This is a genomic window from Streptomyces sp. NPDC050263 (assembly GCF_040655955.1).
Classification (GTDB): Bacteria; Actinomycetota; Actinomycetes; order Streptomycetales; family Streptomycetaceae; genus Streptomyces.
Window position 1 is genome coordinate 84,286 of sequence record NZ_JBFAKW010000004.1, and the last position, 22,791, is coordinate 107,076.

Here is a 22,791-nt window from a genome sequence, read left to right on the forward strand (position 1 = left end):
CAGCCGGAACTCAGCCCTTCACCGCGCCCGTCAGCATCCCCTTCTTGAAGTGGCGTTGGACGAACGGCGACGCGACCGCGACCGGGATCAGCGCGAGGACCATGACGGCCATCTGCAGGCCGAGGGCGGAGAGCTGCCCGGTCCGGACGGCCTGCTGAAGACCGGTCGGCGCCTCGGTGTTCTTCTGGACCAGCTGGATGAGCACGTTCTGCAGCGGCATCATCTGCTGGTCGGTGAGATAGATGGACGCGTTGAACCAGGCGCTCCAGTACCCGACCGCGTAGAACAGCGAGATGACGGCCAGCACGGCCCGCGACAACGGCATGATGATGGTCAGCAGGATGCGCAGGTCACTGGCCCCGTCGATGCGCGCGGACTCGGTGAGTTCGGGGGAGATCCCCATGAAGAAGGCCCGCAGGACGAGGATGTTGAAGACGCTGACCGCGCTGGGCAGGACCAGGGACAGATAGGTGTCGGTGAGGCCCAGCGACTGCACCAGAAGGTACGTCGGGATGAGCCCGGCCCCGAAGAACATCGTCGCCAACATGGTCACCAGGAAGAACCGGTGTCCCAGACTCCCGCGCCGCGACAGCCCGTAGGCCGCGAGCACCGACACCGTCATCGAGAACAGCGTGCCGAAGAGCGTGACGCCGACCGAGACCATGATCGCCCGGCTGACCTGGCCGCCGCTGAGCAGTTCTGTGTAGTTGACGAAGGTGATGCCCTCGGGGATCACGACAAGGCCGCCGGCCCGGTCGATCACCGGCTTCGGGGAGAGGCTGGTGACGATCACGATCCACAGCGGACCGAGCACGCCCAGGCAGCAGAGCGCGAGGAAGGCGCTCTTCAACGTGAGTCCGGCCTTGCCCGGCGGCTCCTCCCACACGGGGCGGGCGGGAGCCTGGAGGCTGCGGACGAGCTGCGTGTTGAGGCTCACTTCTGGTACACCCCCTGCTCGCCCAGCAGGTGCGCGAACTTGTTCGCGGCCAGGACGAGGCACACTCCGATGGCTCCCTTGACGAGGCCGACCGCGGCCGCGTAGCTGAAGTCGCCGTTCTGGATACCCATGTTCCACACGTACGTGTCGAGGACCTCGCTGGCGCCCACTCCGACCGCGTCCCGCTGGAGCAGGAACTGCTCGAATCCGACGCTCAGCGCGTCACCCACCCGCAGGACCAGCAGCAACGCGATCACCGGGCGCAGCGCGGGCAGCGTCACGTGCCACATGCGCCGCCAGCGCCCCGCGCCGTCCATGGCGGCGGCCTCGTAGAGGTCGGTGCTGACGGCGGCCAGCGCGGCGAGGAAGACGATGATCCCCCAGCCGGCGTCCTTCCAGACGGTCTGCGCGGTGACCAGGTACTTGAAGAGGTCCGCGTCGGTCATGAGGTCGAAGCCGCTCCACCCGTGGTCCTCGAGGGTCTGCGCGATGATGCCCGCGCCGCCGAACATCTGCTGGAACACGGTGACCACGAGGACCCACGAGAAGAAGTGCGGCAAGTACATGATCGCCTGCGCCACGGCCCGGACCCGGGGCCGGACCACGCTGTTGATGAGCAGTGCGAGGGCGATGGGGATCGGGAAGTACAGCACCAGTTGGAGCACGAACAGGAGAATGGTGTTCTGGGCGGCGTCCCAGAACAGCGGGTCGTCGACCATCCGCGAGAACTGCTCCACCCCGACCCAGGGACTGTGGAAGATCGCCGTGACGCCGTTGCTGGAGACGTACGGGTCGTAGTTCTGGAAGGCGACGACGTTGCCGAGCAACGGGACGTAGTTGAAGAGCAGGAGCAGCACGATGACGGGCAGCGTCATCAGGATCAGCGCGCGGTCGCGGCGCAGCCGGATCCGCCACGGAACCTTGGCGGCCTTGTTCGCCTTGCTCGCCTTGCCCAGCTTGCCGCCCTTGCGCGCCGCCCGCTCCTGCGCCGTGGCCGTGGCGACCGCGGCCGCCGGTTCCTCGACGGCCGCGGGGGGACGGGTTCCGTCGGGCCTGCTCCCGGCCGTGAGGGACATCAGTTGCCGCTGCCGTTCTGGTCGATGAGCTGCTTGTACCAGTCGCGCAGCTTGTCGCCGCCGGAGGACTTCCAGGTGGAGACGGCGGCCTGCACGTCGGACAGCTTCTTGTTGCCGCGCACGTAGTCGATCTCCAGTTGCTCGAACTGGCTGGAGAGGTTGGCGTACTGGGTCGGCTCGACGATGTTCATGCCGTACGTGGACGTCTTCTTCATGAAGGCGCCCATCCGCTGCTGCCACTCGACCTGCTTGCGGGCGACGTCGGGGTAGTCGGGGTGGGCGTAGTAGGCAGCCGGCGCGGACAGCATCACCCAGGCGTTGACCACCTCGGAGTTGCCGAGGTCGTTCTTGACCGGGACGCCGTCCTTGACCGTGTAGTGGGTGCCCTCGACGCCGTAGTCGACGAGCATCCGCTCCTTGGTGCCGTAGGGCGCGGCCGCGAAGTCGGCGGCGGCCAGGGCGTTCTCGACCGTCGTCTTCGAGGCGCCCTTGCGGATCAGCGACCAGATGCCGGCGGGCTGGGCCGCCCACAGCTTCGGGTCGCCGCCGCCGGCGCCGAAGATGTCCATGCCCTCGATCACGAAGTCCGGGTTGGACGCGGCCTGTTCGGCGGTCTTGCCGTACCAGTGGGACATGTCGTTGTTGAAGACCAGGATCTGCCCGGCGGTGAAACGATTGCCCGCGTCGCCCGAGCGCGCCTTGTCGTCGGGATGCACCACGCCCGCGTCGAACAGCTTGCGGGTCCACTCCAGGGCTTCGAGGTACTCGGGCTGCTCGACGCGGTAGGTCAGCTTGCCGTCGTCCCCGATGTTCCAGCCGGCCGTCCCGGAGGCGCGGACGCCGAAGATGTTCCACGCGGTCCAGTTCATGTCGCCGCAGGCCCACACCTTGGCCTTGGCGCTGGTGGCCTCCTTGGCCCAGCTGAGGAACTCGTCGGGCGACTTGGGGACGGAGTAGCCCTTCTTGTCGAAGATGTCCTTGCGGTAGTAGGGCACGATGAAGGACGCGGTGGCGGCCGGCATCGGGATGCCGCGCAGCGCGCCGCCGAAGATGCCCATGCGCCAGGCGTCGGAGGGGATCGCGGCCAGGTTCGGGTACTTCTTGACCTTGTCGCCCGCCAGGTAGGGGCCGAGGTCCATGAACTTCGCGGTGACCGCGTTCGCGATCTTGCCGACCAGTTCCCAACCGGGCACGACCACCATGTCGGGTACGGAGCTGGAGGCGAGGACGGCGCCGAGCTTCTGGCCGTAGGTGTTGCCGTCCTGGTTCTGCCAGGTGATCTTGGTGCCCGCGGCGGCGTCGAGCGCCGTGTAGTAGGCGCAGCCGGCCTTCGGCGGGGAGCCCCAGAACGGGGACATGATCTTGAAGGAGGCGCCGGTGCCGAGCTTCTTCGGGACCGAGGCGGTCAGGGCCGCGAGGTCGACCTTGCCGGTGTAGCCGGACGCCGAACCGTTCTTCGACGGAAGGTCCGGCTGGGCGACCGTGCTGGCGACGTACGTCGGCAGCAGCTTGTTCGCGTCCTTGCCCGACGTGGTGCCGTCTCGCGAGCCGCTCTCCGTGCCGCCGCAGGCGGCTAGCAGCGGCATCCCTCCCGCCACCGCTGCGGTGGCTACCGCGGTGGAGGCGAGGAAGCTTCTCCGGCTGGGTCCGGAGGAGGCGGAAGCGGCGTTCGGCGTCATTGCGTCAACCCTTCATGGCGCACCAGGACACCCGGCGGTGGCCGTCGGCTGCGGTGTCTTCAGTGGATCTGGCTGAGCTGAAGCGGTCCTCCGACCATTACCGACCCTTGACCAGGGCTCTTAGTCGAAGCGCTTCGATGTTGCTGCGAGGTTAAGTGAAGGGGAAGGGGCGCACAAGGGTCGCATCCAAATTCCTCCGAGGTATCGGGGAGTGACCTGTTCTTATGCGCCACTTGAAATAGTGGCGAGGTCCCTTGACACCCACCCCACCGTCGAATGAGCATCGAAGCGCTTCGAAAGAGCCCTCCCCGCTCCACCGCAAAGGGATCCCCACGTGACCGCACACACGCCGCCCACGCCGCCTTTCCGCGATCCGCAGCTGCCGTTCGCGAAGCGCATCGACGATCTGCTGTCCCGACTGACCCTGGAGGAGAAGGTCTCCTTCCTGCACCAGTTCGCCCCCGCCGTCGAACGTCTCGGCATCGCCGCGTTCCGCACCGGCCAAGAAGCGCTGCACGGCGTCGCGTGGATGGGCCCGGCGACGGTGTTCCCGCAGGCCGTGGGGTTGGCCGCGACGTGGAACACGGACCTGGTGCACCGGGTCGGCGAGGCGGTGTCCAAGGAGGTCCGGGCGATGCGCGCCCGCGACGATCGGGTCGGCCTCAACGTCTGGTCCCCCACGGTCAACCTGCTGCGCCACCCCTTGTGGGGCCGCAACGAGGAGGGCTACTCCGAGGACCCGAAGCTGACCTCCGCCATCGCCACCGCCTACACGCACGGTCTGCGCGGCGATCATCCGACGTACTGGCGCACGGCCCCGGTGCTCAAGCACTGGCTGGCCCACAACAACGAGACGGGCCGGGACGTCACCTCGTCCTCGGTCCGCCCGCGCGTGCTGCACGAGTACGACCTGCGCGCCTTCAAGGAGACCGTCGAGGCGGGCGCGGTGGCCGGCGTGATGCCCGCGTACAACCTGGTCAACGGCCGGCCGAACCATGTCTCGCCGTATCTGGGCGAGCATCTGCGCGCCTGGACCGACGACGAGCTGCTGGTCTGCTCGGACGCGGGCGCGCCCTCCAACCTGGTGGACTCCGAGCACTACTTCGACACCCACGAGGCGGCGACGGCGGCGGCGCTGGTCGCCGGGGTGGACAGCTTCACCGACCACGGCACCGACGGCTCGAAGATCGTCGCCCGGATCACCGGCGCCCTGGAGCAGGGCCTGCTGACGGAGGCCGACGTCGACGCGGCGGTGCGCCGCCAGCTCTCGGTCCGCTTCCGGCTGGGCGAGTTCGACCCGCACTACGACCCGCACGCGGGCACCGGCGAGTTCGACACCCCGGCCCACCGCACGCTCGCCGGGGAGGCCGCCGAGCAGGCCGTCGTCCTGCTGCGCAACGACGGGGTGCTGCCGCTGGCCGCCGACACCCGGATCGCGGTGGTCGGCCTGCTCGCCGACGAGTGCAAGCTCGACTGGTACAGCGGCACGCTGCTCCACCGCTCCACTCCCCTGGAGGGGCTGTACGAGCGGTTCGGCGCGGAGCGCGTCGCGTTCGCGGAGGGCGTGGACCGGGTCCTGCTCAAGACCTCGGCGGACACGTTCCTGAAGGTCCCCACCGCCCCCGAGGCCGCCGACGAGGTGCGCGGCGCGGAAGGCGCCCTCGACCCGGCGCTGCTCGCCGGCCGCACCGACCTCCCGCCGCTGACCACGGACGCCGTCGGCACGGAGCTCGCGCTCGTCGACTGGGGCGAGGACGTGCTGACGCTCCGCGCGCCCGACGGCCGCTATCTCTCGGTCGCCGAGGACGGCTTCCTGCGCGCCGCCGCCGACCAGCCCGGCGGCTGGGTGGTCCAGGAGACGTTCCGCCTCGAACCCCATGGAAACGGTCACCTCCTGCTGCACGTGGGAACGGGTCGCCATGTCTGTGTCGCCGCCGACGGCGTCAGGGTTGCCGGGGAGGACGAGCGGAGCGGGGCGAATCCCGAGGTCTTCGAGCTCATCGTCGTCGAATCCGGCGAGGACGCAGTGACCCGTGTCACGGCCGAGGCCGATGTGGTCGTGGTGGTGGCGGGCAACGACCCGCACATCAACGGCCGGGAGACGGAGGACCGCACGACGCTGCGGCTGCCGCCCCACCAGGAGCGGCTGCTGGCGGCCGCCCGGGCGGCGAACGCGAGCACGGTGCTGGCCCTGGTGTCGGCGTATCCGTACGCGTTTCAGCCGGGCCCGCTGTCGGCGGTGCTGTGGACGGCGCACGGCGGCCAGGCCGCGGGGACCGCCCTGGCGCGCGTCCTGGCCGGCGACGTCTCCCCCGCGGGCCGCCTGCCGCAGACCTGGTACGCCGACGACGCCGATCTGCCCGACCTCCTCGACTACGACGTGATCGGCGCCCGCCAGACGTATCTGTACTTCGAGGGCGCCCCCCTGTTCCCCTTCGGGCACGGCCTGTCGTACGCGTCGTTCTCCTACGCCGACCTGGCGGTGCGCGTCGAGGACGGCTCGGCGCACCTCGCCTGCACGGTCGCCAACACCGGGGACCGGGCCGCCGACGAGGTCGTCCAGCTCTACACGCGCGCCGTGGACCCCTCGGTCACCCGCCCGCGCCGCGAGCTGCTCGACCACCGCCGGGTGCGGCTCGCCCCGGGCGCGAAGGCGGAGCTGTCCTTCGAGGTCCCGCTGTCCGCGTTCGCGTTCTGGGACGTGACACAGGGCCGGTGGCGGCTGGAATCCGGCCCCTACGACCTGCTGGTCGGCGCGTCCAGCGCGGACATCCGCCTGCGCGCCACGATCACGCTGGAGGGCGAGCCGTCCGTGCCCCGCCCGGTCCGCGGGCGCGGCCTGGCGGCCGTCGACTTCGACGAGCAGAGCGGCACCGAGATCGTCGACCGCACGAAGACGTCGGGCGACGCGGTGTCCCCGGTCGCGGGCGGGACGGGCGAGTTGGTCTACCGCGCCTGCGACTTCGGCAGCGCGACGGCGGTGGCGGCCTTGGCGGTGGCCGGCGCGGGCACGGTGGAACTCGCCCTGGACGGCGGTCCGACCCTGGCCACGCTGACGGTCGCGACGCCCACCCCGGGCCCGTACGACTATGTGAGCGTCGACGCTCCCTTCCCCGCCGAGGGCGTCCACGACCTGCGCCTCCGCTTGCGCGGCCCGCTGCGGCTCGCGCATGTCGGCTTCACCGGTTGAGGGGCCCGGACAGAGCCGACACGGAGAAGGGGCTCGGCACCGGAAGGCATCGGCGCCGAGCCCCTTCTTCGAGAAGCCTATCTGAAAATGGTTCCCATTAGCCAGAGCGGGACGGGCTAGAGCGCCAGCCCGGTCAGGACCAGCACCCGCTCGTACGTGTAGTCGTCCATCGCGAACCTGACGCCCTCTCGGCCGACCCCGGACTGCTTGACGCCGCCGTACGGCATCTGGTCGGCGCGGTAGGAGGGCACGTCGCCGACGACGACACCGCCGACCTCCAGCGCGCGGTGGGCGCGGAAGGCGACCTGGAGGTCGTGGGTGAACACGCCCGCCTGGAGGCCGTACTTGGATTCGTTGACCGCCGCGAAGGCCTCCGCCTCGCCGTCCACCCTGCGCACGGTGAGGACCGGCCCGAAGACCTCCTCGCAGGCGATCGTGGTGTCGGCTGGCACGTCGGCGAGCACGGTCGGCGCGTAGGAGGCGCCGTCCCGCTTGCCGCCCGCGAGCAGGGAGGCGCCGGCCGCGACGGCCTCGTCCACCCAGGTCTCGACGCGCTTGGCCGCGTCCTCGCTGACCAGCGGGCCGACGTCCGTCGCCTCGTCGGCGGGGTCGCCGGGGACCTGGGCCTCGACGGCGGCGACGATGCGCGGCAGCAGCCGGTCGTAGACGGCGGCGTCCGCGATGACCCGCTGCACGGAGATGCAGGACTGGCCGCCCTGGTAGTTGGAGAAGGTCGCGATACGGCCGGCGGCCCAGTCCAGGTCTGCGTCGCTCGCGTAGTCCCCGAGGACCACGGCCGCGCCGTTCCCGCCCAGCTCCAGGGTGCAGTGCTTGCGCGGCACCGAGTCCATGATCGCGTAGCCGACCTTCTCGGAGCCGGTGAAGGAGATGACCGGCAGCCGCTCGTCCTGGACGAGGGCCGGCATCCGGTCGTTGGCGACCGGCAGGATGCTCCAGGCGCCGGCGGGCAGCTCGGTCTCGGCGAGCAGATCGCCGATGAGCAGGCCGGAGAGCGGGGTCGCCGGGGCGGGCTTCAGGATGATCGGCGCACCGGCCGCGATCGCCGGGGCGATCTTGTGGGCGCACAGGTTCAGCGGGAAGTTGAACGGCGCGATGCCGAGCACGACGCCCTTCGGGAAGCGCCGGGTGAGGGCGAGGCGCCCCTGGCCGCCGAGGTCGGTGTCGAGGCGCTGGGCCTCGCCGCCGTTGAACCGCCGGGCCTCCTCGGCCGCGAACCGGAACACCGAGACCGCGCGCCCGACCTCGCCGCGCGCCCACTTGATCGGCTTGCCGTTCTCGGCGGAGATCAGCTGCGCGATCTCCTCGGTGCGCTCGACGAGACGCCTGCTGACGTGGTCGAGGGCGGCGGCGCGCACATGGGCCGGGGTGGCGGCGAACTCGTCCCGCACCGCGTGGGCGGCGGCGACGGCCTCCTCGACCTGCGCGTCCGTCGGCACGCTGACCTTCCCGACGAGCCGACCGTCCCACGGGGAGGTGACGTCGAAGGTTTCCTCGCCGGTGGCCTGGCGGCCGGCGAGCCAGAAGGCATGGGTGGAAGTCATAGTGGCGTTCCCGGCCCTTCCGCGTTGGGGGTGTCCTGTGGCTTGCGTGCACCACGGTAGGGGCGGGAAGCCGAAGGAGCGCTTGTCCGAGTCGTACGGGTGGGCGGCGAGGGTGCGCCGGTTTGGCGCGGTCGACGGCCCGGTTCCCGCTGCCGCCCCTGCTCCCGCCCGCGTTGCCGCTCCCCTCGCCCTTGCCCTTCCTGTTCCCGTTCCCGTTCCCGTTCCAGGAAGAGCCACAGCGCGCCCAGCAGCACCGTGCACAGGCACCAGCCGGCCACGACGTCCAGCGGCCAGTGGTAGCCCCGCCGGACCAGTCCGAAGGAGACGGCCAGCACGAGGAGCGCGCTCACGGCGACGGCCAGCCGCCGGGCGGCCGCGGTGCGCAGCCAGGGCAGCAGGATCAGCGCCGCGGAGCCGTAGACGACGGCCGCCGTCGCCGTGTGCCCGGAGGGGTAGTAGCCGGTGGCCGGCGGCACGGCGGGCGTGCCGGGCCGGTCGGTCCACTCCTTGAGGGGGACGACGATCAGCGGCACCAGCACCAGCAGAGCGAGCGCGGCGACGGACGGCGCCCACCACCGCGTCTCGCCCGCCGCTCTCCGTCGCCATGCCACGTAGGCCGCGACCAGCACCAGGACGGGCACCGCGACCGGCACGTTCCCCAGGTCGGACAGCAGTTCGGAGGCCCGGTCCGGGTGGACGAGGGCGCGGCTGACGCGCTCGTCCAGGCTCAGGAGAGGGCCGTCGGCGGCCACCTGCCAGGTGATCAGCGCGAAGAGCAGCGCGGGCAGGCCGAGCAGGAGTGCGCGCGGGCCTGGGCGGGAGCGGGGCGACATGGGCTCCAGCCTCTCAGGAGCGGCCACCCTCGGGAACGGGGGTCCGGGCGGTGTGGTCCAGGACCGCGGCGGCCAGCGGGGCGTGCACCGGGCGGGGCAGGGCGTGCCCCATGCCGGGGATCTCCACCAGGCGGGCGCCCCGGATCACCTGGGCGAGGTGCCGGGCGTGGGGCGGCGGGTAGACGGGCTCGGCCGGCCCGGACACGACGAGGGTGGGGACGGTGTTGCGGGCGAGCTGTTCGGTACGGAGCAGACCGGAGGTGTCGGCGCGGGCATGCGCGGTGCCGGAGCGGTGGTGTCCGGTGTGCGCGATGATCCTGCGTTCCAGGGCGCGGGCGTCCTCGGCGTCGAAGGGGATCCCGTCGCCGCCGAGCAGCCGCCAGTGCTCGACCCGCCGGTCGAGTTCCGCCTCCCTCTCCGGGCCCTCCGACTCCGAGCCGTCCAGTTCCAGGCCCTTGTGTCCAGCTCCCTCCTGTTCCGGGCCCTCCTGTTCGTGTTCCAGATGTGTCCACAGCTCCAGCAGCCGGGGTGCGGGGCCGGGCAGTTCCTCCACCGGGACCCGGCTGCCGTCCGGTGCCCGGTAGGGCGTGCCGCTCAGGGCGCCCGTGCCGATGAGGGTGGCGGTGCGCAGCCGGTCGGGGTGGTCGGCGAGCAGGAGTTGGGCCAGCGTGCCGCCCATCGACATGCCGACGACATGCGCCCGGTCGACGCGGAAGGCGTCCAGGACCGCGACGGCGTCCTCGGCGAGCGCGGTGAGGGGGTAGGGACGCTCGTCGTACGCCCAGGTGGAACGGCCGGTGTCGCGGTGGTCGTAGCGGATCACGCGGTGGCGGGCGGCGAGGAGGTCCACGAACTCGTCCGGCCAGCCGAGCCCGGATGCCTGCGCACCCATGACGAGCAGCAGGGGCGACGCCCCGGCGGGGCCGCGTTCCTCCGCCCAGAGCCGGATGCCGGGCGCTGCGTCGACAAAGCGTTCCATCGGTTCCTCCGGCCGGCGATGCGAGACGATACGCACCGTATCGCATGGCCTCCGAAAAAACCCTGCAAAAAGACCCCGGAACGAGTCCGGGGTCTGCGCCAGGAGAGAAGGAGGTCGGCCACCCCGGAACAGGGGGGGGTAGTTCCGGGGTGGCCGTCCGGACCGGAATGCCGGCCGCCCCGGGGGGTTTGGGGCGGGCGGCCGTCCGATCGGTGTGGAGATCCGAAGCCGGAAACTCCGGTTGTGTGCGCGAGGGCACGACCAGGTCGAAGCTGGGGAGGCCCCGGCCTGGGTTCCGTCCACAGTTCCCTGTGGACGGGGTGTATCTCTCATCTGGGTAGAACGTACGGCAGTGACAGGCGGTACGACAGACCGTATTCCGTCCCGCCATCCTCCTCCCACACCTTCTTCACACGCTCTGCGGCGGATGGGAGTCCGCTGTGCGGCGCCCCTGCCCGGATACGCGTCAGATGCGGGCGAAGGCCTGCTCGATGATGTCGAGGCCCTCGGTCAGCAGATCGTCGCCGATGACCAGCGGGGGCAGGAAGCGCAGCACGTTGCCGTAGGTGCCGCAGGTCAGGACCAGCAGGCCCTCCTGGTGGCAGGCCTTGGCGAGCGCGGCGGTCGACGCGGCGTCCGGCTCCTTCGTCGTACGGTCCTTGACCAGCTCGATGGCGATCATCGCGCCCCGGCCGCGGACGTCGCCGATGACCTCGAACTTCTCGGCCATGGCGGTGAGCCGGGCCTTCATGACGGACTCGATGTGCTTGGCCTTGGCGTTGAGGTCGAGCTCCTTCATCGTCTCGATCGAGCCGAGCGCGCCCGCGCAGGCCACCGGGTTGCCGCCGTAGGTGCCGCCCAGGCCGCCCGCGTGCGCCGCGTCCATGATCTCGGCGCGACCGGTGACGGCGGCGAGCGGCAGCCCGCCGGCGATGCCCTTGGCCGTCGTGATCAGGTCCGGGACGATCCCCTCGTCCTCGCAGGCGAACCACTGGCCGGTGCGGCAGAAGCCGGACTGGATCTCGTCGGCGACGAAGACGATGCCGTGGTCGGAGGCGAACTTGCTGATGGCCGGAAGGAACCCCTTGGCGGGCTCGATGAAGCCGCCCTCGCCGAGCACCGGCTCGATGATGATCGCGGCCACGTTCTCCGCGCCGACCTGCTTGACGATCTGGTCGACGGCCTGCGCGGCGGCCTCGGGGCCGGCGTTCTCGGCGCCGGTGGGCCAGCGGTAGCCGTAGGCGACCGGGACGCGGTAGACCTCGGGCGCGAACGGGCCGAAGCCGTGCTTGTACGGCATGTTCTTGGCGGTGAGCGCCATCGTCAGGTTCGTCCGGCCGTGGTAGCCGTGGTCGAAGACGACGACCGCCTGGCGCTTGGTGTAGGACCGGGCGATCTTGACGGCGTTCTCGACGGCCTCGGCGCCCGAGTTGAACAGCGCGGACTTCTTCGCGTGGTCGCCCGGCGTGAGCTCGGCGAGGGCCTCGGCGACCTCCACATAGCCCTCGTACGGCGTGACCATGAAACAGGTGTGGGTGAAGTCGGCGAGCTGGGCCGTGGCCCGGCGTACGACGGCCTCGGCGGAGGCGCCGACGGAGGTCACCGCGATGCCGGAGCCGAAGTCGATCAGACGGTTGCCGTCGACGTCCTCGATGATGCCGCCGCCCGCGCGCTTGGTGAAGACGGGCAGCACGGAGCCCACCCCGGCCGCGACCGCGGCGGTGCGGCGGGCCTGCAGTTCCTGCGACTTCGGGCCGGGGATGGCGGTGACGACGCGGCGCTCCTGCGGAAGGGCGGTCATGAGGGGCTCCTGGGGTTTCGCGGACACGTGCCTTCTTTTCTCGCAGGCTAGGACGGGGCGAGGGGGGTGGGCATGCTCCATGTGGGCGGTGTCGGCCGGCAGGCTTGTCCGTCGTGGACAGTGCCGGTGGACGGCGATCGTCGCGGGTCCGGCCAGGTAAACGGTGAACTCCCGTTGTGGGCGCGTTAGATTGACTCGCTGAGTGCACACGGAACGGCTGGTCAGGGGGCAGGGGCGATGGACAGCGACGGGACGCAGGACATGCGGGGTACGCATGCGAATCCTGTGCCGCGCCCGGCGGGGCCTCCGCAGGTGCCGCCACGGCCGGCGCAAGCGCCGGCCGCACAGTCCTTCTCCTCCACTGCCGAATGGCTGAACGAGGAGCGGCCGACCGCGAAGCCGGGTGTCTGGCGGTTCGGGTACCGGCTGCCGAAGACGGCGGCGCGGGCGGCGGAGCGCCTCGCGCCGGTGACGGTCGTCGGGATGCTGGTACCGCTCGTCGTGGCGCTCGTGCTGTGGTCCCTGTGGCGCAGGGGCGCTCTGCCGTACCAGTTCACGCTGCTGCGGCTGTTCACCCCCGAGGACTGGTGGTGGGGCGGCACGATCGCCTCCGACAAGACTTGGGAGGGCGAAGAAGCCCGAGTCCTCTATGACGGCCTCTTCTTCGCGGCTCTCGTCTACGCCATGGGGCGACTGGGCAGTTGGCCGGACGCCCTACGGCACTTCGTGGGCCGACGTTCCCAGCCCTCGCGTGCATTGCTCGCCCTGCTGTGCGCGCTAGCCTCTCTCAGTCTCGTGTTCCCCGGCACCTTCGGGGTCGGCTGGGACGCGCTGCCGGTCCAAAAACCAATCTTCGCCCTGATTTCACTGGTCTCCGGCGGCTACGAACTCTTCCAATCTCCACTGTTCGACAACACCTTGTATGCGGCAATTGCCCTGCTGGTGGTGTGGCCGTTCGCGAAGGTCGGCGACTGGCTGCCGTATCTGAAGGCACGACGCGCCACCGGTGGTGGGCCCCAGGCCGCCGCCCCCGCCGCCGAACGCCCCCGCTCCCAGTGGCCCGAGCTGCGGGACGCGGGACAGTACGAGGCGGCCGACCTGCTCACCGGCGAGGTCACGGCCGGCCGGATGAACGACGTGGACTGCGTGCGCGTGCGGCGGGCGTGGACGGCGAGGCTCCCGGACTTCCGGGAGACCGTGCTGCGCCAGGGCGGGGCGGCCTGGACCCACCCCTCCGGCGCCCGCGACCTGCCCCGGCGCGGCGCACGCCACGACGTGCTCGCCGGGCAGGTGCGCATCGGCCGCTGGGCGGCCGCCGAGCGCACCCCGGTCGGCTACCGGGACGCGGGCGCCGCGCTCGACCCGGACGTGCTGGGCACCTCGCTGCTCGCGGTCGGACCGTCCGGTTCCGGCAAGACGCGGACCCTGCTCGAACCGCTGACCGAGGCGCTGGCGCTCCAGGCGCTCACCGGGGCGTGCGCCGTCGTCGCGGTGTCGTCGCCCGGCGGCGGACCGCTCGGCGCCGACTCCGCGTTCGACGTGATCGTCCGGATCGGCGACCCGTCGTCCGTGCACGACCTGGACCCGTACGCGGGCTCCGACGACCCGGACGAGGCGGCCGGGATCCTCGCCGAGGCGCTGGTCGGCGACCTCGACGCGGTGAGCGGGCAGGGCGCGGCCACGGCGCTGGCCCAGCTGCTGGGCCCCTACCGGGCGGCGCACGCCCGCTTCCCCACGTTCCCCGAGCTGCGCGAGCTCCTGGAGGGCGAGCCGGGCGCGCTGTCCGCGCTGCGCGAGGCGGTGGCCGACGACGACGTGATGCGCCGTGAGCTGGAGGCGCGCGTCCGCCAGACCGGGTCGGCGGGCGACCCTGGCCGTGCGCTCGCCGACCGGCTGGCGCTGCTGAACCGTCCGGTGTTCGCGGAGTTCTTCGGCGGGGGCGGCGAGGCGCACCGGGCGTTCTCGCTGCGCGCCGTCGCCCATCACCCGCTGCGGGTCCGCGTCGACCTGCCCGAGCGGGGGCACGAGGAGGCCGCCCGACTGATCACCCGGCTGGTCCTCGCCCAGTTCCACACGGTCGTACGGGAGCGGCACGACCACTTCGTCTGTCTGGTCCTGGACGACGCCACCGGGACGATCACCGACGGGTCGGTGCGCAGGTTGCAGCGGCTGCGCTCGCAGAACGCGGGCGTGGTGCTCGCGCTGCGCACGGTCGGCGACGTCCCCGAGGCCCTGCACGGGCCGCTGTACGGGGCGGTCGGCTGCCGGATGGCGTTCTCCGGCATCACCACCTGGGACGGCAGCAGGTTCGCGCAGACCTGGGGCACCGAGTGGGTGGAGACCACGGAGGTCGCCAAGCACACGGTCTTCGCCGACCAGCCGATGACCCGTGCCATCCACGCGCTGCGCAAGCTGGTGACCGGCAAGGCGGTGACCACGGACGCGGTGACCGTGCGCCAGGTCGAGCGGGAGCGGTGGTCGGCGTCCCAGCTGGCGCACGAGGTCCCGCCCGGACACGCGGTGCTGTCCCTGACGAGCGTGCGGGGCGAGCACGCACCGCCGCTGCTGGTGGACCTGCGGGGCTGAAGAGTCCCCTGGGACTCCGCCGGTGAGGCAGAATCGATACAGCCCGTTCATACGCGGTGGCCAAATGATCACGCTCTCCCACTGAAGGCCCCATGCCCCCCACGCTCGCCTCGCTCGTCCATCACTCCGCGCTGAAGCTCACCGTGCGGGCGGGCGAGGACCGGCTGGACGTGCCGGTGCGCTGGGCGCACGTCAGCGAGCTCGCGGACCCCGTGCCCTACATGGAGGGCGGGGAGCTGCTGCTGATCACCGCGCTCAAGCTGGACGCGGAGGACCCGGAGGCCATGCGGCGCTATGTGCGGAGGCTGGCCAAGGCGGGTGTGGTCGGGCTCGGCTTCGCCGTCGGCGTGAACTACGAGGAGATCCCCGAGGCGCTGGTGGACGCGGCCGAGGAGGAGGGCCTGCCGCTGCTGGAGGTGCCGCGCCGCACGCCCTTCCTCGCGATAAGCAAGGCGGTGTCGGCGGCGATCGCGGCCGACCAGTACCGGGCGGTCACGGCCGGGTTCGCGGCCCAGCGCGAGCTGACGAAGCAGGCGTTGACGGACGGCCCGGAGGGGCTGCTCGGCGCGCTCGCCGCCCAGGTCGACGGGTGGGCGGCGCTGTACGACGCCTCGGGCGCCGTCGTGGCGGCCGCGCCGGAGTGGGCGGTCCGGCGGGCCGCGCGGCTCACGGCGGAGGTGGAGCGGCTGCGGGAGCGGCCCGCCCCGGCCTCGGCGGTGGTCGGGGGCGGCGGCGGACCGGAGCACCCCGGGCAGGACGACCGGGTCGAGCTGCACTCCCTGGGCACCGGCCGGCGCCCGCGCGCCGCGCTCGCCGTCGGCACCGCGTCGGCCCTGGGCACCGCCGAGCGGTACGCCGTCCACTCGGCGATCGCCCTGCTCACCCTCACCACGGAGCGCTCGCGCCCGCTGCACGCGGCGCAGCAGCGGATCGGCGCGGCGGTGCTGCGGATGCTGCTGGCGGGCGAGCCGGACCACGCGAGGGCCGTGGCCGGCGACCTGTACGGCGATCTCCTCGACGCCCCGTTCCGGATGCTGCTCGCCGAGCCGGCGTCGACGTCGGTGGAGCCCTCCACCGACCCCTCCGCCGACCCTTTCGGCGACCTCGTCGAGGCGGTCGAGTCGGCGGCGGCCCGGGCCGGGGAGGCCGTCCTGGCGGTGCCCGAGGGCGGTCGGCTGGTGGCGTTGGTCAGGGACGGGGGCGCGGCCGCGGCGGCCTGCGCCCGGTCCTCCGGGGACGGCGCGCCCGATCCCGCCGACGAGGACGGGCTCGTCGTGGGGCTGTCCGCGCCGGCCGGGCCGATCACGGCGGCAGGGGCGTACAAGCAGGCGGAGCAGGCGCTGTCCGTGGCGCGGCGCAGGGGCCGGGTCTTCGTGGAGCACGAGCAGCTCGCGGCGGGCTCGGTCCTGCCGCTCCTCGCGGACGACGCGGTCAAGGCGTTCGCGGACGGTCTGCTGCGCGCCCTGCACGACCACGACGCGACCGGCCGCGGCGATCTGGTGGCCTCCCTGCGCGCCTGGCTCTCCCGCCACGGCCAGTGGGACGCGGCAGCCGCCGATCTGGGCGTCCACCGCCACACCCTGCGCTACCGGATGCGCCGGGTGGAGGAGATCCTCGGCCGCTCCCTGGACGACCCGGACGTCCGCATGGAGCTGTGGCTGGCCCTGAAGGCGACGTCGTCGGACTGAAGTGCGGGGCTGGGGGCCGGCTGGGCTGTTGTCAGGTACCCCGCGTCGGCCGCACGGGCGGCCGACGTGAAGGGGTCCGAGCGGACGGTGCTCTGAAGGGGCGCGGGGAGCTGCGCGACCGGCCACGATGGCGCCGCAGACAACCCGGGGCGTAGCGCGGCGCTCCCCGCGGAGCGTTTGGCGGGCCTCCCGGTCCGGGGAACGTGGAGGCTCGGGGACCCCGACCAGGTCGGTGGCCGGAGGCGGGGCCGGGTGGTCCGGGTCGGTCAGCCGTCCAGGTCCTCTCCGCCTGCCAGGCCGGCGGCCGCCTCGTGCATCGCCAGTTCGAGGAGCGCGGCGTCGGTCAGGGTGCCGGAGCCGTCCGGCGGGACCAGCCAGCGCACGCTTCCGGTCGAGCGGCCCGGGTAGGGCACGACGATCCAGGTGCCGGCCCCGGCCGTGCGGATGCCGGTGCCGAGCCAGCGGGCGGCCGTGCCGGGCGCCACGAAGAAGCCCATGCGGTCGTCTCCGAAGTCGACGAGCACGGGGCCCGGCCGGTCGAGGATCCGGGTGAGCACGTCGAGGGTGGGATAGCCGAGCCGGCCCGGCAGGATGAGTACGTCCCAGGCGCGGCCGGCGGGCAGCAGCGCCACCCCCATCGGGTTGCGCTCCCATTCCCAGCGGCATGCCTCGGGATCCGGTGCGACGGATGCCAGCCATTCGACTGCCGTCTTCGCCCCAGCCATGTGAAGACCTCCCTTTCGCTTCTGGACGCGATCGCGTCAGGAGGGAGAGGGAGGTCCGGGCCGAGCATTACGCGGGTTTCGACGACCCGTAGGGGTGAACCAGGTCACACCTGGTCGGGCGGGTCACCCGCCGGGCGTCAGCTGTCGAAGCCCAGGCCCAGTCGGTCCATCGTCTTCAGCCAGAGGTTGCGGCGGCCGGCGTGCGCGTCCGCGCGGGCCAGCGACCACTTGGTGAGAGCGATGCCGGTCCAGGCGAACGGCTCGGGCGGAAAGGGCAGCGGCTTCTTGCGGACCATCTCCAGCCGCGTCCGCTCGGTGCTCTCGCCCGCGAGCAGGTCGAGCATCACCTCGGCCCCGAAGCGGGTGGCCCCGACGCCCAGGCCGGTGTACCCGGCCGCGTACGCGGTCCTCCCCTGGTGCGCGGTGCCGAAGAACGCGGAGAACCGCGAGCAGGTGTCGATCGCGCCGCCCCACGCGTGCGTGAAGCGGACGCCCTCCAGCTGCGGGAAGCAGGTGAAGAAGTGTCCGGCGAGCTTGGCGTAGGTCTCCGGCCGGTCGTCGTACTCGGCGCGCACCCGGCCCCCGTAGGGGTAGACGGCGTCGTAGCCTCCCCACAGGATCCGGTTGTCGGCGGACAGCCGGAAGTAGTGGAACTGGTTGGCCGAGTCCCCGAGGCCCTGCCGGTTCTTCCAGCCGATCGAGCCGAGCTGCCCGGCGGTCAGCGGTTCGGTCATCAGCGCGTAGTCGTAGACCGGGACGGTGTACGCGCGCACCCGCTTGACCAGGTTGGGGAAGATGTTCGTGCCGAGCGCGACCTGCCGGGCGCGGACCTGCCCGTAGGGGGTGCGGACGGCCATCCCGGCGCCGTACGGCTTCAGCGTCAGGGCGGGCGTGTGCTCGTGGACGCGGACGCCGAGCCGCACGCACGCCTGCTTCAGACCCCAGGCCAGCTTGGCGGGGTGGAGCATGGCCACGCCCCGGCGGTCGTACAGTCCCGCCTCGAAGGTGGGCGAGGCGACCTGTGCGCGCACCGCGTCCGCGTCGAGGAACTCGATGCCGTCGGCGAGGCCCTTGCGCTCGAGCTCCTCGTACCAGTCGCGCAGTTCCCACGCCTGGTACGTCTCGGTGGCGACGTCGATCTCGCCGGTGCGCTCGAAGTCGCAGTCGATGCCGTGCCGGGCGATCGCCGCCTCGATCTCGTCGAGGTTGCGCGCGCCCAGTTCCTGGAGTGTGTGGATCTCGTCGGGCCAGCGGGCCAGCCCGTTGGGCAGACCGTGGGTGAGGGAGGCTGCGCAGAAGCCTCCGTTGCGTCCCGAGGCGGCCCAGCCCACCTCGCGGCCCTCCAGCAGCACCACGTCCCGCCCCGGGTCGCGCTCCTTGGCGACGAGCGCGGTCCACAGTCCGCTGTAGCCGCCGCCGACGACCAGCAGATCGCAGCTCTCGGCGCCGGTGAGCGCCGGCTCGGGACGCGGCCTGCCGGAGTCCTCCAGCCAGTAGGGGACCGGCTGCGCGTCGGAGAGGGAGTCGATCCACCGGTTCACGGGAATCACGCCTTCTGCCGGTTGCGGCGGTTTCCGATGACCATCGAGAGAAGGACCAGCACTACGGCGACCAGGAACATCGCCGTGCCGATGACATTGATCTGCACGGGCGTTCCGCGTTGTGCCGAACCCCAGACGAACATGGGGAAGGTGACGGTCGAGCCGGCGTTGAAATTGGTGATGATGAAATCGTCGAAGGAGAGCGCGAAGGCGAGCAGCGCGCCCGCCGCGATGCCGGGGGCGGCGATGGGCAGGGTCACCCTGGCGAAGGTCTGCACGGGCCCGGCGTAGAGGTCGCGGGCGGCCTCCTCCAGCCGCGGGTCCATGGACATCACGCGCGCCTTGACCGCCGTCACGACGAAGCTGAGGCAGAACATGATGTGCGCGATGAGGATCGTCCAGAACCCGAGCTGTGCGCCCAGGTTGAGGAAGAGGGTGAGCAGCGAGGCCGCCATGACGACCTCGGGCATCGCCATCGGCATGAAGATCAGCGAGTTGACGGCGCCCCGCGCGCGGAAGCGGTAGCGGACCAGCGCGAAGGCGATCATCGTGCCGAGGACCGTCGCGCCGATGGTCGCCCAGATCGCGATCTGGAGGCTGAGCGACAGCGAGCCGCACAGGCCGGAGACCCCGCACGGGTCTTTCCAGGCGTCCGTGGAGAACTGCTGCCAGGTGTAGTTGAAACGCCCCTTCGGTTTGTTGAAGGAGAACACCGTGACGACGATGTTCGGCAGGAGGAGATACGCGAGCGTGATGAGTCCCGCGATGACCGCGAAATGGCGCTTGAGCCAGTTGACGAAGGGCATTTAGACCAGATCCTCCGTCCCGGACCTGCGGATGTAGAAAGTGACCATGAGCAGAATCGCGGCCATGAGAATGAAGGAGAGAGCCGCGGCCGTCGGATAGTCCAGGACGTTCAGGAACTGCGTCTGGATCACGTTGCCGATCATGCGGGTGTTGGTGCTGCCGAGGAGTTCCGCGTTGACGTAGTCGCCGGCCGCCGGGATGAAGGTCAGCAGCGTGCCGGAGACGACGCCGGGCATCGAGAGCGGGAAGGTGACCCGGCGGAAGGTGGTGCTCGGCTTGGCGTAGAGGTCGCCGGCCGCCTCGTGGAGCCGCCCGTCGATGCGCTCCAGCGAGGAGTACAGCGGCAGGATCATGAACGGCAGGAAGTTGTACGTCAGACCGCAGACCACCGCGAGCGGCGTCGCCAGGACCCGGTCGCCGGCGGTCCAGCCCAGCCAGCTGGTGACGTCCAGGACGTGCAGGGTGTTGAGGGCCCCGACGACCGGGCCGCCGTCCGCGAGGATCGTCTTCCAGGCGAGGGTGCGGATCAGGAAGCTGGTGAAGAAGGGCGCGATCACCAGGATCATGATCAGGTTGCGCCAGCGCCCGGCGCGGAAGGCGATCAGATAGGCCAGCGGATAGCCCAGCACCAGACAGAGGACCGTCGCGGCGCCGGCGTACAGGATCGAGCGCAGGAACTGCGGCCAGTACTCGCTCAGCGCGTCCCAGTAGGTCGCGAAGTGCCAGGTGACCTTGTAGCCCTCCTCCAGGGAGCCCGTCTGCACGGAGGTGGAGGCCTGGTAGAGCATCGGCAGCGCGAAGAACACGATCAGCCAGAGCAGACCGGGCAGCAGCAGCCAGTACGGCGTCCAGCGCCCGCGTCTGCGCGGCGGCTTCTTCGTGGGGGCCGTCGGGGAGAGAGGCGGGGGCGCCTCGGTGAGCGTCGCCATTTCAGACCGCCGCCTCTTCCTGGATGCCGGCGTCGATGTCCTGGGCGGCGTCCAGGCCGAAGGTGTGGGCCGGGTTCCAGTGCAGGACGACGTCGGCGCCGGGCCTCAGCCGGGCGTCGCGGTCGATGTTCTGGACGTAGACCTCGAACTCGGGGCAGACCTGGCTGTCGATCACGTACTGCGTGCTGACGCCGATGAACGACGAGTCGGCGATCTTCCCGGTGATGCGGTTGCGGCCCTCGGGGACCTCGCCCGCGTCGTCGGCGTGGGTGAGGGAGATCTTCTCCGGGCGCACGCCCACCAGCACCTTGCCGCCGGCCGTCGTCGGCGCGGAGCAGCGTGCCTCGGGCAGGACGAGCTTGCCGTCGCCCGCCTTGAGCACGATGTCGTCGCCGCTCTTGGAGTCGACCTCGGCCTCGATGAGGTTGGATGTGCCGAGGAAGTTGGCGACGAACGTGGTGTGCGGGTTCTCGTAGAGGTCGGTCGGCGAGCCGAGTTGTTCGACGCGGCCCCCGTTCATGACGGCGACCGTGTCGGCCATCGTCATGGCCTCCTCCTGGTCGTGCGTGACGTGCACGAAGGTGATGCCGACCTCGGTCTGGATGCGCTTGAGCTCCAGCTGCATCTGGCGGCGCAGCTTGAGGTCGAGGGCGCCGAGGGGCTCATCGAGGAGGAGCACCTTGGGCGTGTTGATCAGCGCGCGGGCCACGGCGACGCGCTGCTGCTGGCCGCCGGAGAGCTGGTGCGGCTTCTTGCGCGCCTGCTCGCCGAGCTGGACCAGCTCCAGCATGTCCTCGACCTGCTTCTTCACGCTCTTGATGCCGCGTCGGCGCAGACCGAAGGCGATGTTCTCGAAGATGTCGAGGTGCGGGAAGAGGGCGTAGGACTGGAAGACGGTGTTCACCGGGCGCTTGTGGGGCGGGAGCGCGGTGACGTCATGGTCGCCGAGGTGGACGGTCCCGGAGGAGGGTTCCTCCAGGCCGGCGATCATGCGCAGGGTGGTGGTCTTGCCGCAGCCGGATGCGCCGAGCAGGGCGAAGAACGAGCCCTGCGGGACGGTCAGGTCGAGCGGGTGGACGGCGGTGAAGGAGCCGTAGGTCTTGCTGATGCCGGTCAGGCGGACGTCGCCGCTGCCGTTGTCGTTCGTCTTCATCGTCGTCACGCCCCAGTGAGCTTCGCGAACTTGGCTTCGTAGTCGGTCTCTTCCTTCGAGCTCAGGGAGCGGAAGGAGTGCGACTTCGCCTGCATGGCCTTGTCGGGGATGATCAGCGGGTTGTTCGCCGCATCCTCGTCGATCTTCGCGAGCGCCGCCTGCACGCCGTCCACGGGACAGACGTAGTTGATGTAGGCGGCGAGCTCGGCGGCCGGCTCCGGCTCGTAGTAGTAGTCCATGAGCCGTTCGGCGTTCGTCTTGTGACGCGCCTTGTTGGGGATCAGCATGTTGTCGCTGGACGTCAGATAGCCGCTGTCCGGGATGACGAAGTCGACGTCGGGGCTGTCCGCCTTGAGCTGGACGACGTCGCCGGCCCAGGCGATACAGGCCGCGAAGTCGCCGCTGGTGATGTCGGACGTGTAGTCGTTGCCGGTGAAGCGGCGGATCTGGCCGCTGTCGACGCCCTTCTGGAGGCGGGCGATGGCCGCGTCGTAGTCGTCGTCGGTGAACTTCGCCGGGTCCTTGCCCATGTCCAGCAGCGTCATGCCCATGCTGTCGCGCATCTCGGTGAGGAAGCCGACGCGGCCCTTGAGCTTGGGGTTGTCGAGCAGGTCGGAGACCGACTTCACCTCGACGCCGTCCAGCGCCTTCTTGTTGTAGGCGATGACGGTGGATATGCCCTGCCAGGGGTAGGAGTACGCCCGGCCCGGGTCCCAGTCGGGGCTGCGGAACTGCTGGGACAGGTTGGCGTAGGCGTGCGGCAGGTTGGCGGCGTCCAGTTTCTGGACCCAGCCGAGGCGGATGAGGCGGCCGGCCAGCCAGTCGGTGAGGACGATCAGATCGCGGCCGGTGTCCTGGCCCGCGGCGAGCTGCGGCTTGATCTTGCCGAAGAACTCGTTGTTGTCGTTGATGTCCTCGGTGTACTTGACCTTGATGCCGGTCCGCTTGGTGAAGGCGTCGAGGGTGGGGTGGCGCTTGCCGCTGTCGTCGACGTCCATGTACTCGGTCCAGTTGGAGAAGTCGACGGTCTTCTCCTTCGCCGAGTGGTCGTCGGCGGACGTGCCGCCCTCGGTCTTGCCGGCCGCGGGGATCCCGCAGCCGCTCAGCGCTCCGAGGCCGCCCAGGGCGAGCGCGCCGCCGGCGGAGGCGCGCAGCAGCGAGCGGCGGGTCATGGCCGCCCTGCCGTTGCGGAAGCTGCGCCGTATGGCGGCCAGTTGGGCCGCGCTGAGGCGGTCGGGCTCGTACTGCTCCATGCTCGTGGTGCCCTTTCGGGAGGTCCGGCCGTGGTCGGCGGCCGATCTTCGC

General features: G+C 71.2%; 15 protein-coding genes and 1 pseudogene. 3 read left to right on the forward strand and 13 right to left on the reverse strand.

Annotation, left to right across the window (positions count from 1 at the left end):
- Positions 1-10: 10 nt before the first annotated feature.
- The 3 genes from AB0J04_RS02845 to AB0J04_RS02855 are packed head-to-tail and all read right to left on the reverse strand — an operon-like array spanning position 11 to position 3,692.
- A complete protein-coding gene (locus AB0J04_RS02845; protein ID WP_363166580.1) occupies positions 11-937 on the reverse strand; it encodes a carbohydrate ABC transporter permease in 927 nt (308 codons plus the stop codon).
- On the reverse strand, positions 934-2,013 hold the full coding sequence (locus AB0J04_RS02850) for an ABC transporter permease subunit (protein ID WP_363166581.1): 1,080 nt from the start codon (positions 2,011-2,013) through the stop codon (positions 934-936). The genes AB0J04_RS02845 and AB0J04_RS02850 overlap by 4 nt, the downstream gene beginning before the upstream one ends.
- Positions 2,013-3,692, reverse strand: a complete 1,680-nt coding sequence (locus AB0J04_RS02855; protein WP_363166582.1) for an extracellular solute-binding protein — start codon at positions 3,690-3,692, stop codon at positions 2,013-2,015. The genes AB0J04_RS02850 and AB0J04_RS02855 overlap by 1 nt, the downstream gene beginning before the upstream one ends.
- 334 nt (positions 3,693-4,026) lie before the next feature.
- On the opposite strand from AB0J04_RS02855, the gene AB0J04_RS02860 reads away from it, so the two are divergent.
- Positions 4,027-6,882: a glycoside hydrolase family 3 C-terminal domain-containing protein gene (locus tag AB0J04_RS02860; protein WP_363166583.1), complete on the forward strand. Its 2,856-nt coding sequence runs from the start codon at positions 4,027-4,029 to the stop codon at positions 6,880-6,882.
- A gap of 116 nt (positions 6,883-6,998) precedes the next feature.
- Here the strand turns inward: AB0J04_RS02860 and AB0J04_RS02865 are convergent, their stop codons facing one another.
- The 4 genes and pseudogenes from AB0J04_RS02865 to gabT all read right to left on the reverse strand — a co-directional run bounded on the left by AB0J04_RS02865 (position 6,999) and on the right by gabT (position 12,057).
- Positions 6,999-8,444 (reverse strand): aldehyde dehydrogenase family protein, encoded by a 1,446-nt coding sequence (locus AB0J04_RS02865; RefSeq protein WP_363166584.1) that lies wholly within the window; start codon positions 8,442-8,444, stop codon positions 6,999-7,001.
- 233 nt (positions 8,445-8,677) lie between these two features.
- A pseudogene (locus AB0J04_RS02870) lies at positions 8,678-9,277 on the reverse strand (phosphatase PAP2 family protein); the annotation flags it as partial.
- 13 nt (positions 9,278-9,290) lie between these two features.
- On the reverse strand, positions 9,291-10,256 hold the full coding sequence (locus tag AB0J04_RS02875; RefSeq protein WP_363166585.1) for an alpha/beta hydrolase: 966 nt from the start codon (positions 10,254-10,256) through the stop codon (positions 9,291-9,293).
- Between the two features lie 466 nt (positions 10,257-10,722).
- Complete coding sequence (gene gabT / locus AB0J04_RS02880; protein WP_363166586.1) at positions 10,723-12,057, reverse strand: 4-aminobutyrate--2-oxoglutarate transaminase; 1,335 nt, start codon at positions 12,055-12,057, stop codon at positions 10,723-10,725.
- A 237-nt stretch (positions 12,058-12,294) separates the two neighbouring features.
- Between gabT and AB0J04_RS02885 the strand changes: the two genes are divergently transcribed.
- Positions 12,295-14,643, forward strand: a complete 2,349-nt coding sequence (locus tag AB0J04_RS02885; protein ID WP_363166587.1) for an ATP/GTP-binding protein — start codon at positions 12,295-12,297, stop codon at positions 14,641-14,643.
- A 92-nt stretch (positions 14,644-14,735) separates the two neighbouring features.
- Entirely contained in the window at positions 14,736-16,331 is a 1,596-nt protein-coding gene (locus tag AB0J04_RS02890; protein WP_363166588.1) for a PucR family transcriptional regulator, read from the forward strand.
- Between the two features lie 266 nt (positions 16,332-16,597).
- On the opposite strand, the gene AB0J04_RS02895 is transcribed toward AB0J04_RS02890, so the two are convergent.
- The 6 genes from AB0J04_RS02895 to AB0J04_RS02920 form a co-directional block, all read right to left on the reverse strand.
- Complete coding sequence (locus tag AB0J04_RS02895) at positions 16,598-17,056, reverse strand: hypothetical protein (RefSeq protein ID WP_363166589.1); 459 nt, start codon at positions 17,054-17,056, stop codon at positions 16,598-16,600.
- Between the two features lie 137 nt (positions 17,057-17,193).
- A complete protein-coding gene (locus AB0J04_RS02900; RefSeq protein WP_363166590.1) occupies positions 17,194-18,597 on the reverse strand; it encodes an FAD-dependent oxidoreductase in 1,404 nt (467 codons plus the stop codon).
- A 5-nt stretch (positions 18,598-18,602) separates the two neighbouring features.
- Positions 18,603-19,403, reverse strand: a complete 801-nt coding sequence (locus AB0J04_RS02905) for an ABC transporter permease (protein ID WP_363166591.1) — start codon at positions 19,401-19,403, stop codon at positions 18,603-18,605.
- Entirely contained in the window at positions 19,404-20,333 is a 930-nt protein-coding gene (locus tag AB0J04_RS02910; protein WP_363166592.1) for an ABC transporter permease, read from the reverse strand.
- A 1-nt stretch (position 20,334) separates the two neighbouring features.
- Entirely contained in the window at positions 20,335-21,495 is a 1,161-nt protein-coding gene (locus AB0J04_RS02915) for an ABC transporter ATP-binding protein (protein WP_363166593.1), read from the reverse strand.
- Positions 21,492-22,739: a spermidine/putrescine ABC transporter substrate-binding protein gene (locus AB0J04_RS02920; RefSeq protein ID WP_363166594.1), complete on the reverse strand. Its 1,248-nt coding sequence runs from the start codon at positions 22,737-22,739 to the stop codon at positions 21,492-21,494. Before AB0J04_RS02920 ends, AB0J04_RS02915 begins: the two co-directional genes overlap by 4 nt.
- Positions 22,740-22,791: the final 52 nt, after the last annotated feature.

Bases quoted from the DNA above. Each gene is read 5' to 3' on its own strand.
- AB0J04_RS02910 (WP_363166592.1), bottom strand. From the start codon at position 20,333: ATGGCGACGCTCACCGAGGCGCCCCCGCCTCTCTCCCCGACGGCCCCC.
- AB0J04_RS02865 (WP_363166584.1), bottom strand. From the start codon at position 8,444: ATGACTTCCACCCATGCCTTCTGGCTCGCCGGCCGCCAGGCCACCGGC.
- AB0J04_RS02885 (WP_363166587.1), top strand. From the start codon at position 12,295: ATGGACAGCGACGGGACGCAGGACATGCGGGGTACGCATGCGAATCCT.
- AB0J04_RS02905 (WP_363166591.1), bottom strand. From the start codon at position 19,403: ATGCCCTTCGTCAACTGGCTCAAGCGCCATTTCGCGGTCATCGCGGGA.
- AB0J04_RS02920 (WP_363166594.1), bottom strand. From the start codon at position 22,739: ATGGAGCAGTACGAGCCCGACCGCCTCAGCGCGGCCCAACTGGCCGCC.
- AB0J04_RS02855 (WP_363166582.1), bottom strand. From the start codon at position 3,692: ATGACGCCGAACGCCGCTTCCGCCTCCTCCGGACCCAGCCGGAGAAGC.
- AB0J04_RS02890 (WP_363166588.1), top strand. From the start codon at position 14,736: ATGCCCCCCACGCTCGCCTCGCTCGTCCATCACTCCGCGCTGAAGCTC.
- AB0J04_RS02850 (WP_363166581.1), bottom strand. From the start codon at position 2,013: ATGTCCCTCACGGCCGGGAGCAGGCCCGACGGAACCCGTCCCCCCGCG.
- AB0J04_RS02875 (WP_363166585.1), bottom strand. From the start codon at position 10,256: ATGGAACGCTTTGTCGACGCAGCGCCCGGCATCCGGCTCTGGGCGGAG.
- gabT (WP_363166586.1), bottom strand. From the start codon at position 12,057: ATGACCGCCCTTCCGCAGGAGCGCCGCGTCGTCACCGCCATCCCCGGC.
- AB0J04_RS02895 (WP_363166589.1), bottom strand. From the start codon at position 17,056: ATGGCTGGGGCGAAGACGGCAGTCGAATGGCTGGCATCCGTCGCACCG.